The sequence below is a fragment of the Paraburkholderia sp. AV2 genome (assembly GCF_054968425.1).
The window spans coordinates 29,280-48,138 of the sequence record NZ_JBANLK010000038.1 but is presented as its reverse complement, the minus strand read 5'-3'; the positions used below and the strand labels follow the sequence as shown (position 1 = coordinate 48,138).

14 protein-coding genes are annotated in these 18,859 nt (G+C 66.8%); 8 read left to right on the top strand and 6 right to left on the bottom strand.

The window, feature by feature from the left end; all coding sequences use genetic code 11:
• Positions 1–8: 8 nt before the first annotated feature.
• The 4 genes from V8683_RS22980 (at position 9) to V8683_RS22965 (ending at position 5,467) form a co-directional block, all read left to right on the top strand.
• Positions 9–2,255 carry an FUSC family protein gene (locus V8683_RS22980; protein WP_411190031.1) on the top strand — a complete coding sequence of 749 codons (2,247 nt, stop codon included), beginning with the start codon at positions 9–11 and terminating at the stop codon, positions 2,253–2,255.
• Positions 2,245–2,445, top strand: coding sequence for a DUF1656 domain-containing protein (locus V8683_RS22975; protein WP_027793410.1), 201 nt, complete (start codon positions 2,245–2,247; stop codon positions 2,443–2,445). The genes V8683_RS22980 and V8683_RS22975 overlap by 11 nt, the downstream gene beginning before the upstream one ends.
• A 17-nt stretch (positions 2,446–2,462) precedes the next feature.
• Positions 2,463–3,329, top strand: a complete 867-nt coding sequence (locus tag V8683_RS22970; protein WP_411190032.1) for an efflux RND transporter periplasmic adaptor subunit — start codon at positions 2,463–2,465, stop codon at positions 3,327–3,329.
• 221 nt (positions 3,330–3,550) lie between these two features.
• Positions 3,551–5,467 carry a propionate--CoA ligase gene (locus V8683_RS22965; RefSeq protein ID WP_411190033.1) on the top strand — a complete coding sequence of 639 codons (1,917 nt, stop codon included), beginning with the start codon at positions 3,551–3,553 and terminating at the stop codon, positions 5,465–5,467.
• A gap of 18 nt (positions 5,468–5,485) precedes the next feature.
• On the opposite strand, the gene V8683_RS22960 is transcribed toward V8683_RS22965, so the two are convergent.
• A complete protein-coding gene (locus V8683_RS22960) occupies positions 5,486–6,274 on the bottom strand; it encodes a 5'-methylthioadenosine/adenosylhomocysteine nucleosidase (RefSeq protein WP_411190034.1) in 789 nt (262 codons plus the stop codon).
• Between the two features lie 43 nt (positions 6,275–6,317).
• The gene (locus V8683_RS22955) at positions 6,318–8,672 is read right to left on the bottom strand and encodes a UvrD-helicase domain-containing protein (RefSeq protein WP_411190035.1); all 2,355 of its coding nucleotides are present in this window, start codon (positions 8,670–8,672) and stop codon (positions 6,318–6,320) included.
• A 171-nt stretch (positions 8,673–8,843) separates the two neighbouring features.
• On the opposite strand from V8683_RS22955, the gene V8683_RS22950 reads away from it, so the two are divergent.
• Together V8683_RS22950 and galU are read left to right on the top strand one after the other, a co-directional pair.
• Entirely contained in the window at positions 8,844–11,711 is a 2,868-nt protein-coding gene (locus V8683_RS22950) for a valine--tRNA ligase (protein WP_411190036.1), read from the top strand.
• A gap of 100 nt (positions 11,712–11,811) precedes the next feature.
• Positions 11,812–12,693, top strand: a complete 882-nt coding sequence (gene galU / locus V8683_RS22945) for a UTP--glucose-1-phosphate uridylyltransferase GalU (RefSeq protein ID WP_411190037.1) — start codon at positions 11,812–11,814, stop codon at positions 12,691–12,693.
• Between the two features lie 123 nt (positions 12,694–12,816).
• On the opposite strand, the gene V8683_RS22940 is transcribed toward galU, so the two are convergent.
• The 4 genes from V8683_RS22940 to V8683_RS22925 form a co-directional block, all read right to left on the bottom strand.
• The gene (locus V8683_RS22940; protein ID WP_027793404.1) at positions 12,817–13,044 is read right to left on the bottom strand and encodes a sulfurtransferase TusA family protein; all 228 of its coding nucleotides are present in this window, start codon (positions 13,042–13,044) and stop codon (positions 12,817–12,819) included.
• Positions 13,045–13,148: 104 nt separating this feature from the next.
• Positions 13,149–14,210 carry a Gfo/Idh/MocA family oxidoreductase gene (locus V8683_RS22935; RefSeq protein WP_411190038.1) on the bottom strand — a complete coding sequence of 354 codons (1,062 nt, stop codon included), beginning with the start codon at positions 14,208–14,210 and terminating at the stop codon, positions 13,149–13,151.
• 25 nt (positions 14,211–14,235) lie between these two features.
• Positions 14,236–15,249 carry an inositol 2-dehydrogenase gene (gene iolG / locus V8683_RS22930; RefSeq protein WP_411190039.1) on the bottom strand — a complete coding sequence of 338 codons (1,014 nt, stop codon included), beginning with the start codon at positions 15,247–15,249 and terminating at the stop codon, positions 14,236–14,238.
• Entirely contained in the window at positions 15,242–16,132 is an 891-nt protein-coding gene (locus V8683_RS22925) for a MurR/RpiR family transcriptional regulator (RefSeq protein WP_411190040.1), read from the bottom strand. The genes iolG and V8683_RS22925 overlap by 8 nt, the downstream gene beginning before the upstream one ends.
• Positions 16,133–16,384: 252 nt before the next feature.
• Between V8683_RS22925 and V8683_RS22920 the strand changes: the two genes are divergently transcribed.
• Both V8683_RS22920 and V8683_RS22915 read left to right on the top strand, forming a co-directional pair.
• Complete coding sequence (locus V8683_RS22920) at positions 16,385–17,437, top strand: sugar ABC transporter substrate-binding protein (RefSeq protein ID WP_411190041.1); 1,053 nt, start codon at positions 16,385–16,387, stop codon at positions 17,435–17,437.
• A 237-nt stretch (positions 17,438–17,674) separates the two neighbouring features.
• Positions 17,675–18,856 carry an ABC transporter permease gene (locus V8683_RS22915; RefSeq protein ID WP_411190042.1) on the top strand — a complete coding sequence of 394 codons (1,182 nt, stop codon included), beginning with the start codon at positions 17,675–17,677 and terminating at the stop codon, positions 18,854–18,856.
• Positions 18,857–18,859 lie beyond the last annotated feature (3 nt).

The window sequence follows — 18,859 nt, the reverse complement described above, 5'->3', positions numbered from 1 at the left end:
ACGCCACGATGCAAGCGTCCTCTCCCCCCGCACCGCCGGCCGCCGAGCGCACCTTCGCGGCGCTCGCCGACTGGGCGCGCACGGACGGCCTCGTCTGGATCTACGTCTTCAAGGCCATCGCCGCGGCATTGCTCACGCTCGCCATTGCGATGAAGCTCGATCTGCCGCAGCCGCGCACGGCAATGACCACAGTCTTCATCGTGATGCAGCCGCAAAGCGGCCCCGTGTTCGCCAAGAGCTTCTACCGGCTTTGCGGCACGCTCGTCGGTCTCGTCGTGATGCTCGCGCTGATCGGCCTCTTCGCGCAGCAGCCCGAGCTGTTCCTCGCTTCGACCGCGCTCTGGGTCGGCATCTGCACCGCGGGCGCCGCGCGCAACCGCAACTTCCGGTCTTACGGCTTCGTACTCGCCGGCTACACGGCCGCGCTGATCGGCATTCCGGCCTCGCAGCATCCGGACGGCGCGTTCATGTCGGCCATGACGCGCGTGTGCGAGATCTCGGTCGGCATTCTCGCGTCGGGCTTCGTGAGCGCGGTCGTGTTTCCGCAGTACACGGGCGATCTGCTGCGCTCGACGGTGCGCCGGCGTTTCTCGTCGTTCGTCGACTACATCTCGGCGGCGCTGGCAGGCCAGGTGGATCGTTCGCAGATCGAAGCAACCAACCTGCGCTTCGTGTCCGATATCGTCGGGCTCGAGGCCAGCCGCAGCACGGCCGTGTTCGAAACGCCCGATTCGCGCATGCGCTCGGGGCGTCTCGCGCGCCTGAACACCGAGTTCATGAGCGCCTCCACGCGCTTTCACGCGCTGCACCAGTTGATGAACCGGCTGCGCAGCGAAGGCGCCTCGGCCACGGTCGACGCGCTCGAGCCGTACTTCCGGGAAATCGCGCCGCTCTTCGCCAAGGCCGGCGAGCCAGTGCTCGCGGCCGCCGACGCGGCGCACGTCGCGCGGCAGCTCGACGCCTGGCGCGAAGCGCTGCCGAGGCGCGTGCACGAAACACGCGCCATGCTGGAGACAGAACTGGAAACAGAAATGCGTGACACGCACGCCGGCGCCGCCGCCGGCCTGCTCGACTTCGACACCGCGACGGAACTGCTGTACCGCTTCGTCCACGACATGAACGAGTACACGGCGACCTACGCGTCGCTCGCGGTCGACACCCACTCGCGCGAAAAGTGGATCGCCCGCTACGTGCCGAAGACGAACGGGATCGCAGCCGGCGTCGCGGGCCTGCGCGCGGCGATCGTCATCGGGCTGCTCGGCGCGTTCTGGATCGCGACCGCCTGGCCGAGCGGCACGACCCTCGTGCTGACCGCGGCGGCCACCTGCGCGCTGGCCTCCTCCGCGCCGCAGCCCGCGCGCATGGCGACCCAGATGGCGCTCGGCACCGTGCTCGCGTCGCTCGTCGGCATGATTCTGGTGTTCGGCGTGTTTCCGCGCATCGACGGCTTTCCGATGCTGTGCGTCGCGCTCACGCCGGCGCTCGCGTTCGGCGTGTTCCTCACGACGCGCCCGCCGTACGCGGGCTACGGCATGGGCTACTGCATTTTCCTGTGCTTTCTCGCAGGCCCGGACAACGTCATGCAGTACAACCCGGACAGCTACATGAACGACGCGCTCGCGCTCGCAATGTCGATGGGCGTCACGGCCGCGGCGTTCGCGGCGTTCCTGCCGCCTTCCGCGCGCTGGCAGCGCGAGCGCCTGCTCGCCGACCTGCGCCGCGCGGCGGTGCAGGCGTGCTGCGCGCGCCTGACGGGACTGGGGGGATTGCGCAATCGCTTCGAGAGCGGCACGCGCGACCTCGTGTTCCAGTTGAGCGCGCTGGCCGGCAACGATGAGGCCCAGCGCCGCGACACGCTGCGCTGGCTCTTCGCCACGCTCGAAGCCGGCAATGCCGCGCTCGACCTGCGCGACGAACTGGCGACGCTGCCGGCCCATCCGCGCTACGCGAAGGGCACGGCATGGCGCGAAGCGATCGACGCGACGCTCCAGTCCGTGAGCGCCCTCTTCGACCGCCCGGCCGCGCCGCGCCATGCCGCCGCGCTCGCGGCCACGCGCACGGCCATCGACGCGGCGCAGGGCGTGCTGCACGGCTTCGAGCCGCCGCGCGAAGAACGCCGCCAGTTGCAGCGCATCCTGAGCCATCTGCATTTCATCCGTACCGCCCTCATCGACCCGCAGTCGCCGTTCGCGAGCTGGGCCGAAAGCGAAGGCGCGCATCCCGGCGCAAGCCCTGGAGCCCACCATGCCTCGTGACGTTGCGTTACTGGACGCCTACATTCCCGCGATCGTGCTGCTCTTCATCCTGGGCGCGGCGATCACTTGGGTGCTCGACTCGCTGCTGGCCCGCACGGGCCTGTACCGGGTCGTCTGGCACCCCTCCCTCTTTCGCGTGAGCCTGCTCGTGGTCGTGTGCTGCGTGCTCGGTCTCGCCGTCTATCGTTGAACCGGATTCGAAGCATCATGACACTGCGAAACCTCATTGGCTTTACCGCGACGGCCATCATCTTCGTCGTCGCCCTCCTGGTCGGCCGCGTGCTGTGGGTCCACTACATGGACGACCCGTGGACCCGCGACGGCCGCGTGCGCGCCGACGTGGTCAATATCGCCCCCGACGTCTCGGGCGCCGTGGTCGACCTGCCCGTGCACGACAACGAGTTCGTGCACAAGGGCGACCTGCTCATGCAGATCGACCCGTCGCATTACCAGATCGCCGTGGAGCAGGCCCAGGCCGCCGTCGCCGCGCGCCGTGCCGAACTGACCATGCGCCAGGACGACGCGAAGCGCCGCGCCGACGTGGACAGCCTCGTGGTCTCGCAGGAAAGCCGCGAGAACGCTTCGCATGCCGCCAATTCGGCCCAGGCGCAGTACGAGGAGGCGACCGCCGCGCTCGACGCCGCGAAGCTCAATCTCGAACGCACGCGCGTGATCTCGCCGGTGGACGGCTATGTGACGAACCTGCAGGTGTTCAAGGGCGACTACGCGATCTCCGGTCAGGCCAAGCTGGCCGTGGTGGACAGCCACTCGTTCTGGGTCTACGGCTACTTCGAGGAGACCAAGCTGCCGCACGTGAAAATCGGCAACCAGGCCGAGATCAAGCTGATGAGCGGCGGCACGCTGCAGGGCCACGTCGAGAGCATCTCGCGCGGCATCTACGACCGCGACAATCCGCAAAGCCGCGAACTGCTGGCCGACGTGAACCCCACCTTCAACTGGGTGCGCCTCGCGCAGCGCGTGCCGGTGCGCATTCACATCGACACGGTGCCCGACGGCATGATCCTCTCCGCGGGCACGACCTGCACGGTGGTGGTGAAGCCCGGAACCACCTGAGTGCGCGTGCCGGGCGGGACGGCAAGAAGTTCGGCAAAAAGCGCGACATCATGGAGAACCCGCGTTGTCCGCGTCCGCGGCACTGCCCTATGCTGCGGTGAATCCGGCCCTCGATGCGCGACGAGTGCGACGAAGGCGCGCGCAAAGCCAGCGCGTGCGACGCGAGCCGGACCGAACCCTGCCGGCCCCAAGGCGGCCGGCCGCCCCGGAGGATGGTTGCCATGCGCCGTTACCGCGACTTTCACCGCGAATCGATTGCCCAGCCCGAGGACTTCTGGCGCCGCGAAGCCTCGCGCATTCATTGGGACACGCCGTTCGACACGGTGCTCGACCGTTCGAATCCGCCGTTCGCGCGCTGGTTCTGCGGCGGCCGCACGAATCTGTGCTTCAACGCGGTGGACCGGCATCTTGCCGAACGCGCCCAGCAATGTGCGCTCGTCTACGTCTCGACCGAGACCGGCATCGAGCGCCGCTATACCTATGCCGAGCTGCACGCCGAAGTAAACCGCATGGCCGCCGTGATGCAGTCGCTGGGCGTCGCGCGCGGCGAACGGGTGCTGATCTATCTGCCGATGATCCCCGAGGCCGTGTTCGCGATGCTCGCCTGCGCGCGGCTGGGCGCGATCCATTCGGTGGTGTTCGGCGGCTTTGCCGCGCCCTCGCTCGCGGCGCGCATCGACGACGCGAAGCCCGTGCTGATCGTGAGCGCCGACGCGGGCGCGCGCGGCGGCAAGGTGATCGACTACACGCCGCTCGTGGACGAAGCCATGGCGCGCGCGCAGCACGCGCCGCCCAAGGTGCTCCTGATCGACCGGCAGCTCGCGCCCGAACGCCTCGCCGCCCCCTACCTCGTGGACTACGAGCCGCTGCGCGAGCAGCACTACGGCGCGCAGGTGCCGTGCGTCTGGCTCGAATCGAATGAACCGTCGTACATCCTCTACACCTCGGGCACGACCGGCCGGCCCAAGGGCGTGCAGCGCGACGTGGGCGGCTATGCCGTGGCGCTCGCCGCCTCCATGGAGTACATCTTCGAGGGCCGCGCGGGCGACACGATGTTCACGGCGTCGGACATCGGCTGGGTAGTGGGGCACAGCTACATCATCTATGCGCCGCTCCTCGCCGGCATGACGACCGTGATGTACGAAGGCACGCCCATCCGCCCCGACGGCGGCATCTGGTGGCGCCTCGTCGAGCAATACGGCATCAATCTGATGTTCACGGCGCCCACGGCCATTCGCGTGCTCAAGAAGCAGGACCCGGCGCTGCTGCATGCCGCCGACCTCTCCAGCCTGCGCACGCTGTTCCTCGCGGGCGAGCCGCTCGACGAGCCCACCGCCGCGTGGATTTCGGAGGCGCTCGGCAAGCCGGTGGTCGACAACTACTGGCAGACCGAAACCGGCTGGCCGATGCTCGCGATCCAGCGCGGCGTCGAGGCGCTGCCGCAGAAGCTCGGTTCGCCGGGGGTGCCCGCGTACGGCTACGACCTCACGTTGCGCAGCGAGCATACGGGCGAGCCCTGCCCGACCGGCGAGAAAGGCGTGATCACGCTGGGCTACCCGCTGCCGCCGGGCTGCATGCAAACGGTCTGGGGTGACGACGCGCGCTTCGTGAAGACCTACTGGGAGAGCGTGCCGGGCCACCAGGTGTACTCGACCTTCGACTGGGGCGTGCAGGACGAAAACGGCTACGTGACGATCCTCGGCCGCACCGACGACGTCATCAACATCGCCGGACACCGGCTCGGCACGCGCGAAATCGAAGAAGCGATCTCGTCGCATGCGGCGGTGGCCGAAGTGGCCGTGGTCGGCGTGAACGACGCCGTGAAGGGCCAGGCGGCGCTGGCGTTCGTCGTGCTGCGCGACGCGGCCGCCGCGGCCGATCCGAAGGCGGCGAAGCAGCTCGAAGCGTCGATTGCCGCGACCGTGGATCGCCAGCTCGGCGCCATCGGCCGGCCTGCGCGCGTGCTGTTCGTCGGCATGCTGCCGAAGACGCGCTCCGGCAAGCTGCTGCGGCGTGCCATCGCCGCTCTCGCGGAAGGACGCGAACCCGGCGACCTGCCGACGATCGAGGATGCCTCGGCGCTACAGCAGGTGCGCGACGCCGTGGCCGAGGGGAGTCGCGGCGACGGCGGCGTCTAGATACCGCTTAAACACCGCTTAGCGCGGCGTCGAAGCGTAGACGGAGAGGAAGCGGCGCAAGATGCCGGTGGAATACGTGCCGGCGATATCGGTGAGAAACGTGGCGAACGACGTGCTCGCATGCTCGTCGGCGGTATCGGAGATCGTGCGCACCACGGCGCACGGCAACCCGTATTCGTAGCAGACCTGCGCGATGGCGGCGCCCTCCATCTCGACCGCCAGCGCCTCGGGGTGTGCCGCGCGCAAGGCGCCCACGGCCTCGCCGCTCGCGACGAACTGATCGCCGCTGATCACGAGACCGCGATGCACGCGCGGCTGCCGGGTCTGGAAGCGCTCGGCCAGCGCCGCCCCCTCTTCCGCCACGAAGCGCTCGCAGGCTTCGGCGAGCGCCGCGGCGAGCGCAGGATCCGCCTCGAAGCGCGCGCGGCCAAGCAGCGGAATCTCGAAGCGCGGAAAGAGCGGCTCGGCGTTCATGTCGTGCTGGAGCAGCGTCTCGCCCACCACGATGTCGCCGATATGCACCGCCGGCCCGACGCCGCCGGCCACGCCCGTGAACACGATCGCCTCGACATCGAAGGCATGAATCAGCGCGCTCGCCGTCGCGGCGGCCGCGACCTTGCCGACGCGCGCGAGCGTCACGACACAGGGCGCGCCGTGGACGGTGCCGAGGTGATAGTCGCGCTGACCGAGCGTGCGCGTCGTCACGCCCGACTCCGCGCGCATGGCCGCGAGCAGATCGCCGAGTTCTTCGGGCAGCGCGGCCAGCACGCCGAGCGGACGCGCCGCGGCGCGGGACGATACATTCATCGTTGAGGGTTCCGTAGAGTCCAGTTCGTCGGGCGGTATACGCTCATTCCACCGCTTGCAGTTTCGCCACCGCCAGCGCGAGCCACTTCTCGCCGTGACGCTTGAAGCGGACCTGCGCCTTCGCGTCGGTGCCGCTACCTTCCAGCGCCGTGACGGTGCCTTCGCCGAATTTCGTGTGGAACACGAGCTGGCCCACGCGGAAACCCGTCTCGGCCGCGCGTTGCTCGTTGGCGAACGCCGGCGGCGGGCTCTTGTCCGCCACGTAGGCGTCGCGCTCGCGGCCGCCCTCGGGGCGCGCGAACCAGTCGCGGCCCCAGCCCGCGTTGTCGGAGCGTCCGCCCCAGCGGGCGCCGGCTTCGACCTTCGGCGTGAGCCATTTGAGCGTTTCCTGCGGCAGTTCGTCGAAAAAGCGCGAGCGCACGTTGTAGCGCGTCTGGCCGTGCAGCAGCCGGCTCTGCGTGAACGAGAGGTAGAGCCGCTCCTTCGCGCGCGTGATCGCCACGTACATCAGGCGGCGCTCCTCTTCGAGGCCATCGGCTTCCATCGCGCTGTTCTCGTGCGGAAAGAGCCCCTCTTCGAGACCCGTGATGAAGACCGCCGTGAATTCGAGCCCCTTGGCCGCGTGCACGGTCATCAGCTGCACCGCGTCCTGGCCCGCCTGCGCCTGGTTGTCGCCCGCTTCCAGCGAGGCGTGCGAAAGAAAGCCCGCCAGCGGCGTCATGACGTCGGGGTTCTGCGCGGGGTCCGTGATCGCGGGGGCGTCGAGCACTTCGATCTCGCCGTCCTGCGAGACGATCTCCGGCAGCGCGCTCGCGCCGCGGCGCAGCGGAATCGAGCGCGCGGGCGTGTCGAGGCCGTAGCCCTCCTCGCTCACGAACGCCGTGGCCGCGTTGACGAGTTCCTGCAGGTTCTCCAGCCGGTCCTGGCCTTCGCGCTCGTTCTGGTAGAACTCGGCCAGCCCGCTCATGCGGACCGTGTATTCCACCGTTTCCGGCAGGCTCAGTTGCGCCGTTTCCGCGCGCATCTTCGCGACGAGGTTCGCGAACGCGGCGAGGCTCGACCCGGCCTTGCCCGTCACGTACGGAATCGCCGCCGCCATCGAGCAGTTGTAGAGGCGCGCCGCGTCGGCGAGCTGCTCGATCGAGCGTGCGCCAATGCCGCGCGTGGGGAAGTTCACGACGCGCGCGAACGCGGTGTCGTCGTTCGGGTTGTCGATGAGACGCAGATACGCGAGCGCATGCTTCACCTCCTGGCGCTCGAAGAAGCGCAGGCCGCCATACACCTTGTACGGAATGCCCGCGTTGACGAGCGTGTGCTCGATCGTGCGCGACTGCGCGTTGCTGCGATAGAGCACCGCAACCTCGTTGCGCGCGAAGCCCGTGTTGATGAGCGCGCGGATCTCCTCGACGATCCAGCCCGCTTCCTGCGAATCGGTCGCGGCCTCGTACACGCGCACCGGCTCGCCGTGGCCCGCGTCGGTGCGCAGATTCTTGCCGAGGCGGCGCGAGTTGTGCGCGATCAGGTGGTTCGCGGCGTCGAGAATATGGCCGTGCGAGCGGTAGTTTTGCTCGAGCTTGATCAGGTGTTTCACGCGGAACTCCTGCTCGAAGTCGCGCATGTTGCCCACGTTCGCGCCGCGGAACGCGTAGATCGACTGGTCGTCGTCGCCCACCGCGAAGATCGCGTTGTTCCCGCCCGCCAGCAGCTTCAGCCACGCGTACTGCAACTTGTTGGTGTCCTGGAACTCGTCGACCAGGATGTCGCGAAAGCGCGCCTGGTAGTGCGCGCGCAGCGGCGGATTGTGCGCGAGCAGTTCGTAGCAGCGCAGCAGCAGCTCCGCGAAGTCGACCACGCCCTCGCGCTGGCACTGCTGGTCGTAGGCCTCGTAGAGTTCGACGAACTTGCGGTTGAAGTTGTCGGTGACGTCCACGTCCTTCGGCCGCAGGCCCTGCTCCTTTGCGTTGTTGATGAAGTGCTGCAGGCTCTTCGGCGGGTATTTCTCGTCGTCGATGTTCAGGCCCTTCATCAGGCGCTTGAGCGCCGAAAGCTGGTCGGCCGTATCGAGAATCTGGAACGTCTGCGGCAGGCCCGCGTCGCGGTAATGCGCGCGCAGCATGCGGTTGCACAGGCCGTGGAAGGTGCCGATCCACATGCCGCGCGTATCGATGGGCAGGAGCGCCTGCAGGCGCCCCACCATCTCGCGCGCGGCCTTGTTCGTAAAGGTCACGGCGAGGATCGTGGGGGGCGAGGCGAGTCCCTGCTGGATCAGCCACGCAATGCGCGTGATCAGCACGCGCGTCTTGCCGCTGCCGGCCCCGGCCAGGATGAGCGCCGGCTCGTTCGGCAACGTGACGGCGGCGAGTTGTTCGGGATTCAGGTTCGCGAGCAGATCGGGCATGGAGTACGCAGGAAGCTGGAAGACGCGCGAAAGCGAAGGCGCGCCGAAGATGGGCAGGCCGCCATTATAAGTCTCCCCTCACCGGGCTGCCGCCCTCCGGCGGCGCGGGCCCACTGGCACTTCCCCTTATAATCGAAGGTTTCCGCATCCCTTTTTCGGCAGATTTCACCCATGAGCGACAGCACGCTAGCGAAGAGCTTCGAGCCCCAGACGATCGAGGCCCACTGGGGCCCCGAATGGGAGCGCCGCGGCTACGCCGCCGCGACCTTCACGCCCGGCCGCAGCAACTTCTCGATCCAGTTGCCGCCGCCCAACGTCACCGGCACGCTGCACATGGGGCACGCGTTCAACCAGACGATCATGGACGGCCTCGCGCGCTATCACCGCATGCTCGGCGAGAACACGCTGTGGGTGCCCGGCACGGACCACGCGGGCATCGCCACGCAGATCGTGGTGGAACGCCAGCTCGACGCCCGGAAGATCTCGCGCCACGACCTCGGCCGCGAAAAGTTCGTCGAGCGCGTGTGGGAATGGAAGCAGCAGTCGGGCTCGACCATCACGGGCCAGGTGCGGCGCCTGGGCGCCTCGATCGACTGGTCGCGCGAGTACTTCACGATGGACGACAAGATGTCGGCCGCCGTGCGCGACGTGTTCGTGCGCCTCTATGAACAGGGCCTGATCTATCGCGGCAAGCGCCTCGTGAACTGGGACCCGGTGCTGGGCACCGCCGTCTCGGACCTCGAAGTGGCGAGCGAAGAGGAAAGCGGCCATCTCTGGCATCTGCGCTACCCGCTCGCGGACGGCTCGGGTCACCTGACCGTGGCCACCACGCGCCCGGAAACCATGCTCGGCGACACGGCCGTGATGGTCCACCCGGAAGACGAGCGCTACGCGCACCTGATCGGCAAGAGGGTGAAGCTGCCGCTCACGGACCGCGAAATCCCCATCATCGCCGACGACTACGTGGACCGCGAGTTCGGCACCGGCGTCGTGAAGGTCACGCCCGCGCACGACTTCAACGACTACCAGGTAGGCCTGCGCCACGGCCTGCCGATGATCGAGATTCTCACGCTCGACGCGAAGATCAACGCCAACGCGCCGGAAAAGTACCGTGGCCTCGACCGTTTCGAGGCCCGCAAGCAGGTGGTGGCCGATTTCGAGACGGCGGGGCTGCTCGAATCGGTGCAGCCGCACAAGCTGATGGTGCCGCGCGGCGACCGCACGGGCGTCGTGCTCGAGCCGTTGCTCACGGACCAGTGGTTCGTGGCGATGACGAAGCCCGCGCCCGAGGGCACCTTCAACCCCGGCAAGTCGATCACCGAAACCTCGCTCGACGTGGTGCGCAGCGGCCAGATCAAGTTCGTGCCGGAAAACTGGACCACGACCTACTACCAGTGGCTCGAAAACATCCAGGACTGGTGCATCTCGCGCCAGCTCTGGTGGGGCCACCAGATTCCGGCCTGGTACGGCGAAAACGGCGAGATCTTCGTCGCGAAGAGCGAGGAAGAGGCGCGCGCGCAAGCCGAAGCCAAGGGCTACAAGGGTGCGCTCAAGCGCGACGATGACGTGCTCGACACGTGGTTCTCATCGGCGCTCGTGCCGTTCTCGTCGCTCGGCTGGCCCGAGGAAACGCCGGAGCTGAAGGCGTTCCTGCCCTCGTCCGTGCTCGTGACGGGCTTCGACATCATCTTCTTCTGGGTGGCGCGCATGGTCATGATGACCACGCACTTCACCGGCAAGGTGCCGTTCGACACCGTGTACGTGCATGGTCTCGTGCGCGACGCAGAAGGCCAGAAGATGTCGAAGAGCAAGGGCAACACGCTCGACCCCATCGATATCGTGGACGGCATCGGCCTCGAAGCGCTCGTCGCCAAGCGCACCACGGGCCTCATGAACCCGAAGCAGGCTGCGTCCATCGAAAAGAAGACGCGCAAGGAGTTCCCGGACGGCATTCCCGCCTTCGGCACCGACGCGCTGCGCTTCACGATGGCCTCCATGGCCACGCTCGGCCGCAACGTGAACTTCGACCTCGCGCGCTGCGAGGGCTACCGCAACTTCTGCAACAAGCTCTGGAACGCCACGCGCTTCGTGCTGATGAACTGCGAAGGCCACGACTGCGGCTTCAGCAAACCGGGAGACTGCCAGCCCGGCGATTGCGGCCCCGGCGGCTACACGGACTTCTCGCAGGCCGACCGCTGGATCGTTTCGCTCCTGCAGCGTGTGGAAGCCGAAGTCGCGAAGGGTTTCGCGGACTATCGCTTCGACAATGTGGCGAACGCCCTGTACAAGTTCATTTGGGACGAATACTGTGACTGGTATCTGGAACTGGCCAAGGTTCAGATCCAGACCGGCGCGCCCGAGCAGCAGCGCGCCACGCGCCGCACGCTGCTGCGCGTGCTGGAGACGGTGCTGCGCCTCGCGCATCCGGTGATCCCGTTCATCACCGAAGCGCTGTGGCAGAAAGTGGCGCCGCTCACCGACGCGTATCCGCAAGGCATAGCCGGGGGCGCGGCATCGATCATGGTGCAGCCTTACCCGGTCGCCGAGCCGAAGAAGATCGACGAGACCGCCGAACAATGGGCCGCGGATCTCAAGGCCGTGATCGACGCCTGCCGCAACCTGCGTGGCGAGATGAACCTTTCGCCCGCCACGAAGGCGCCGCTGCTGGCCACGGGCAACAGCGAGCGGCTTGCTAGCTTCGCGCCGTACGCGCAGGCACTGGCGAGGTTGTCGGAGGTCCAGATCATCGCCGACGAGGCAACGCTCGACGCCGCCTCGGCAGGCGCGCCGGTTGCTATCGTAGGAACAGACAAGCTGGTGCTGAAGGTCGAGATCGACGTGGCAGCCGAGCGGGAGCGGCTCTCGAAGGAGATCGCCCGCTTGGCGAACGAAGTGACGAAGTGCAACGCGAAACTCGGAAATGACAGCTTTGTCGCAAAAGCTCCGCCCGCTGTCGTTGAACAGGAGCAGAAAAGGCTGGCAGAATTCCAGGCGACGCTCGGCAAACTGACCGCGCAGTTGGAACGGCTGCCGGGCTGAGGGCCGGAAGCACGGCCTGGCGAGCAGGACGTGACCCAGAGTGCAGGACGCGCGCGCCAACAGGGAGGACCGCGCGGCCTGCAGGACCAGGACTAAAGACATGCTAAAAGTTACAAAAGCGGTATTTCCGGTAGCGGGCCTCGGCACGCGTTTCCTTCCGGCCACCAAGGCCAGTCCGAAGGAAATGCTGCCGATCGTCGACAAGCCACTGATCCAGTACGCCGTCGAGGAAGCCGTGGCGGCCGGGATCACCGAGATGATCTTCGTGACCGGCCGCAGCAAGCGCGCGATCGAGGACCATTTCGACAAGTCCTACGAGATCGAGGCGGAACTCGAGGCGCGCGGCAAGGCGAAACTGCTGGAGCTGGTCCGCAACATCAAGCCGGCGCACGTCGACTGCTTCTACGTACGCCAGCCCGAGGCGCTCGGCCTCGGCCACGCCGTGCTGTGCGCGGAAAAGCTCGTGGGCGACAACCCATTCGCCGTGATCCTCGCGGACGACCTGCTCTACGGCACGCCGCCCGTCATGCAGCAGATGGTGGAGGTGTTCGACCACTACCATAGCTCGGTGCTCGGCGTGGAAGAGATTCCGCCTTCGGAAACACGCTCGTACGGCATTGTCGACGGCAAGGAGTGGGAAGACTCGATCGTCAAGCTCTCCGGCATCGTCGAAAAGCCGGCGCCCGAAGTCGCGCCGTCGAACCTCGGCGTGGTGGGCCGCTATGTGCTCAAGTCCCGCATTTTCGAACACCTGAAGTCGATCAAGCCGGGCGCGGGCGGCGAACTGCAACTCACCGACGCAATCCAGTCGCTGCTCGCCGACGAGCAGGTGCTGGCCTACAAGTACCACGGCACGCGCTTCGACTGCGGCAGCAAGCTCGGCTATCTGAAGGCGACCGTCGAGTTCGCGCTGCGCCACCCCGAAGTGGCCACTGAATTCGCCGAATACCTGCATACGCGCAAGCCGACGATGGAAGGCTGAATTCCGGTCCTGGCGGCGCGAAACGCCGCCGGTATGCTGCCGGTACAAACGACATGGCCCGCGTTCAGCGGGCCATTTTTCTTTGCGCGCGCTCCGGGGAGAGCGACACAGCCGGGGCCGATTTCAGCGCCGGCGCATCAGGAACACGAAAATCTTGTCCTGCTGCGTGCTTTCGACGATCTCGTTGCCGGTCTGCTTCGCGAACGCGGCGAAATCGCGCTGCGAACCGGGATCGGTCGCGAGCACCTTGAGAATCTGGCCGCTTTCCATGTCGGCCAGCGCCTTCTTGGCGCGCAGGATCGGCAGCGGGCAGTTGAGCCCGCGCGCGTCCACTTCCTTGTGAACCTGAATTTGCATCGGGGTTGGATCCTTCGGGGGAGGCGCCTCATGCGGCGCACGGCACATATCAATAGCGCCGATTCTACCGCAGGCGCGCCCCGCCCTCAGGACGCCGCTCAGAGCGTGACCGCCTGCCCCGTCTGCAAGGACTGGCGCAGCGCCTGGCCAATGCGCGTCGCCTCCAGCGCGTCTTCCAGCGTCGCGCCCTGCGCACCGGCGTCATGTGCGCCGCTTGCGCCCATGCGTGCCCGCACCGACGCCACGAAGGCCTGCGCCTCGACCAGGAAAGCCTCTTCGAAGCGATCGAAGAAGGTGGGCGTGCATTCGCTGCGCACGCCGCCCGCATCGTAGATTTCCACGCGGTTCACGCGCGGAATATGCCCGATCGCGAGTGCGCCCGCCGTGCCGATCACTTCGCTCGACGTGTCGTTGCCGTGCGCCATGGTGCGCGACGCATAGAACATGGCAAGACCGCCCCCCTCGAACTCGCAGACCGCCACGCCGTTGTCCACGTCGCCCGCCGCGCGCAGGCCCTCGTGCAGCGCAATCGTGCCCGTGGCGTAGACGCGCGTGGCGCGCGGCTTGCCGAGCAGCCAGCGCGCAACGTCGATGTCGTGCACCGTGCAGTCGAGGAAAATGCCGCCCGAGGTGGGCGCGAAACGCACGAAGAAGCCTTCGGGGTCGTTGAGGTCGCAGGTCTGCGAGCGCACGAGGAACGGGCGGCCGATCGCGCCCGCCTGCACCTTCGCATAGGCCGCCTGGTAGCTCGGATCGAAGCGCCGCATGAAGCCGATCGTCACCTGCTGGTTGTCGTAGCGGCGCGACTCGGCCACCACGCGTTCGCATTCGGCGACGTCGAGCGAGAGCGGCTTCTCGCAGAACACGTGCTTGCCCGCGCGCAGCGCGTCAACGATCTGCTGCGCGTGCAGCGCCGAGGGTGTGACGAGCCACACCGCGTCGAGCGCGTCGTCGGCCAGCATGGCCGCATAGTCCGCGTACAGGCGCGCCGCGGGCAAGGCCTCGCGCGCCCACGCCAGATCCTCTTCCAGCGGGCTGCATGCCGCCGCAAGCGTCGCGCCCGGCACGCGATACGCGAGATTCTGGGCGTGCCGCCGCCCGAGCCGCCCCAGTCCCGCCACACCCACGCGCAAAGGCTGGGTCCGTGGTGTTTCCTGCATCTCCTGCATCCTGCGCCTCCGTCCGTTATGCGCCGACCTTCACCACACGCCCTTCGCGCCACGACTGCGAGGCCGCCTCCGCGAGTTCGAGCGCCTTCAGTCCATCCGCCACCGTCGTGCGTACCGGCGTGCCCTTCGTGACCGCCTCGTAAAAATGCGCCATCTCGCTCGCATAGGCCGCGCGGTAACGTTCGAGGAAGAAGGCCTCGGGCACGTCCTGCGCCACGGCCGTCTTCGACCACGCCACCACTTCCGTGGGCTTCATGTTGCCCGCCTGGAGCATGCCCTCGCTGCCGAGAATCTCGAAGCGCTGGTCGTAGCCGTACGCCGCGCGCCGCGACGTGTTGATCTGGCAAAGACGGCCGCGCTTCGTGCGGATCGTCACCGCCGTCGAGTCGATGTCGCCGGCCTCGGCAATCGCCGAGTCGGTGAGGCAACTGCCGGTCGCGTGCACCGTGTCGGCTTCGTCGCCCAGGATCCAGCGGAAGATGTCGAAGTCGTGGATCAGCATGTCCTTGAAAATGCCGCCCGAGTGCTTGATGTAGTCGACGGGCGGCGCGCCCGGATCGCGGCTCGTCACCACGAGCATTTCCGGCGTGCCGATCTCGCCCGCGTCGAGGCGCGCCTTGAGCGCCGCGAAGGTGGGATCGTAGCGGCGCTGGAAACCGATCATGGCCACCACGCCCGCGCGCTCGACGGCCTCGGCGCACGCGCGCGCACGCTCGATAGCGAGATCGACCGGCTTTTCGCAGAAGATGTGCTTGCCCGCCGCCGCCGACTTGAGTATCAGTCCGGAGTGCGTATCGGTACTCGAACAGATCACGGTGGCGTCGATCGATGCGTCGCCGAAGGCGTCGTCCACGCCGGCCACCTCGGCACCATGCTGCGCGGCGAGCGCGGCGGCGGCGTCGCGATTCACGTCGATCACGTACTTCAGGCGCACGCCGGGCTGGCGCGCGAGATTGCCCGCATGTATGCGCCCGATGCGGCCCGCGCCGAACACCGCAACGTTCAGCGTCTTGCCTGCTGCTTCAGTCATCGTATCCTCCATGGTCCGTCGACTCTTCGACGTTCAGTTCGAGCCGGTACGCAAGCGCGATGAACAGCGCCTGGCACAGGCAGAAAGTGCTCGTGAGCGAGCGGAACGCGAATGCGCTCCCCTCCTTCACGTAAAGCTGGGCGTTCGCATGGCGTGCGAGCGGAGAAAGTTGGCTATCCGTAATGACGAGCGTTTTCGCGTGATGCTGCTGCGCGACGCGCAGGCAGTACTGCGTCTCCTTGCCGTAGGGCGCGAAACTGATCGCGATGACCACGTCGCCCTTCTTCACACTGCGAATCTGCTCGTGATACATGCCGCCGAGGCCCGAGACGAGATGCACGCGCTTTCTCGTATGCTGCAGCGCATAGACGATGTAGCTCGCCACCGGAAACGAGCGCCGCACGCCGATCACGTAGATGTTGTCGGCCTGCTCCAGCATCTTCACGGCCTCGTCGAACTGCGCGTCGTCGAGGCCGGCGTCGAGCTCGTCGAGACCGCTGCGGCAGGCGCCGATGAACTCGCGCGCCACCGCGCCGCCCAGGTCCGGGCTCGCCTTGCCTTCCTTCTCGTCGATCAGTTGGCGAATGCGCTGCTGATAGCTCGTCGCCGAGGCGCCCTGCCCCGCGTAGGCCTGGCGGAACACGGCCTGCAGGTCCGAAAAGCCCGAAAAGCCGAAGCGCTGCGCAAAGCGCACCACGGCCGAGGGGTGCACGCCGCAACTGGCCGCGATGTCGCTCGTGCGGTCCATCATCACGCTCGCGCGGTTCTGCTCGATATAGGTCGCGACGCTCTTCAACTGCCGCGGCAGCGCCTCGTAGTCGTGCGCGACGCGCTGCATCAATTCGTCGACGCCCGATGCAACGTCGCTTGTCTCGTCCGCCATGATCTTTTTCCTTCGCGTTATGCCGCAGTGCCGCAAAACCCTTGCCAGGCGCGGCTTTCAGGGCATACCGACGATGCCGATTATAGGAAGGTCCCCGCTCAAATGGAACAGATTTTCTATTTTTATTTACGATGAAATTTCTGTTGCATCTGGCGCGCCGATCGCCTAATCTTGTTCATGAGCGAGACGACAGGGACGCCCCCAAGCCGCCCCGCTCATCCCAAAAATGACAGACCGAGAAAGGTGGAGACAATGACACAACGCAAGGGCAAGGCAATGCTTGCGCGGGTCGCGGCGACGCTGCTGCTCGCCGCAGGAGTGAGCACGCTGGCCATGCCGGCGGCGCAGGCCGCGGACGCGCACTTCGTGCTGATCAGCCACGCGCCCGATTCGGATTCCTGGTGGAACACCATCAAGAATGCGATCAAGCAGGCCGACGAAGACTGGAACGTCGAGACCGACTACCGCAATCCCCCCAATGGCGACATCGCCGACATGTCGCGCCTGATCGAACAGGCCGCCGCGCGCAACTACGACGGCGTGATCGTCACGATTGCCGACTACGACGTGCTGAAGAGCTCCATCTCCAAGGTCACGGAAAAGCATATCCCGCTCGTGACGATCAACTCCGGCACCGAGGAACAAAGCGCCCAGCTTGGCGCCGTCATGCATATCGGCCAGCCGGAGTACGTGGCAGGCCACGCCGCCGGCGAAAAGGCCAAGGCCGCGGGCGTGAAGTCGTTCCTCTGCGTGAACCACTACGCGACGAACCCGCTGTCGTTCGAGCGCTGCCGCGGTTTTGCCGACGCGCTCGGCGTGGACTACAAGAGCTCCACGATCGATTCGGGCCAGGACCCGGTCGAAATCCAGTCGAAGGTTAGCGCCTACCTGCGCAACCATCCGGACACGGGCGCGATCCTCACGCTCGGCCCGGTGTCGGCGGTGGGCACGATCAAGGCCGTGCAGCAGATGGGCCTCGCAGGCAAGATCTACTTCGCCACCTTCGACTTCTCCGACGACATCGCCAAGGGCATTCGCGACGGCACGATCAAGTTCGCGATCGACCAGCAACCGTACCTGCAAGGTTATATCGCCGTCGCCGTGCTTGCGATCGTGCACAAGGATCACACGACCGATCCCGCGAAGATCCGCCAGATCCTGCAGTCGAATCCGAAGTTCCAGCAGCGCCTCGAGACTTACGGGCTGCAGCCGTCGTACGGCCCGCGCAACATCCGCTCGGGTCCGGGCTTCATCACGAAGGAGAACATCGACAAGGTCGTCAAGTACGCGGGCCAGTACCGCTGATCCGTCCAGTCGTAGCGTAGTAGCAGAGCAGTTTTTCGTCAGCCCCGCGCGGCGACGGTTCGCCCCTCGCGAGTCCCGTTTCGCCCTTCGCTCACCGCGCCGCGCGCTCTTCACCGGTACGTCGCCACCATGTTCCGCCTCACTGCATCATGCATGAGGTGGCGTACCGGGCATCAGCAACTGCATGGGACCTGAGCCGGTGCTAAAGCGCTAACTCCGGTCGACAAAGGAGACATCATGGGTGTAGCCGGCAAACACTTCCCCTCGCATGCACCGGACGGTGGCGCGCAAAACTCCGACGCCACGCCCCCGGGACCGGCAGGGACAGGAGGCTCGGCGGATGAGCGCGTGCGCCGCGAATCGCGCTTCGGCCACCTGCTCGGCAGGCCGGAATTCGCCGCGATTTCCGGCACCGTGCTCGTATTCGCCGTGTTCGCCATCGGCGCCGGCGGCTCGGGCATGTTCGACCTCGACGGCATCATGAACTGGTCGCAGGTCGCGGCCTACCTCGGCATCCTCTCGGTCGGCGCGTGCCTGCTCATGATCGCCGGCGAGTTCGACCTTTCCATCGGCTCGATGATCGGCTTCGCCGGAATGATGGTCGCCATCCCGACCATGTACTTCCACTGGCCAATCGCGCTCTCCATTCTGTTCGCCTTCGCGGGCTGCACCGCGATCGGCGCGCTCAACGGCTACCTCGTCATGCGCACGCGGCTGCCCTCGTTCATCGTGACGCTCGCCTTCATGTTCATCCTGCGTGGCCTCACGCTCGCGCTCTCGATCATGTTCGCCGACCGCACGATCGTCTCGGGCGTGGGCGACGTCGCCAAAGCCGACGCGCTCAGCAACTTCCTCTTTCACGGCACGGCGTTCAAGGGTCTCTTCATCGCCCTCGCCCACATGGGCATCGGCAAGATGCTCGACAACGGCCAGCCGCTCGTGCCGGGCATCCCGAAGGTCATTCTCTGGTGGTTCGCACTTACGATCGTCGGCGCGTTCGTGCTCGCAAAAACGCGCTACGGCAACTGGATCCTCGCCGTGGGCGGCGACGCCAACGCCGCGAAGAACGTCGGCGTCCCCGTCAAGCGCATCAAGATCTCGCTCTTCATGCTGACCGCGTTCTGCTCGTGCCTCTTTGCTGTGCTCCAGGTGTGCGACATCGGCTCCGCCGCCGCCGACCGCGGCCTGCAGAAGGAGTTCGAAGCGATCATCGCCGCGGTGATCGGCGGCACGCTGCTCACGGGCGGCTACGGTTCGGTGGTTGGCTCCGCGTTCGGTGCACTGATCTTCGGTGTCGTGCAGATCGGCATCACCTATACGAACATCGATTCGGACTGGTTCCGCGTGTTCCTCGGCCTCATGCTGCTCATGGCCGTGCTGTTCAACCACTACGTGCGCCGTCGCGTCGCGCAGTCGTAATCC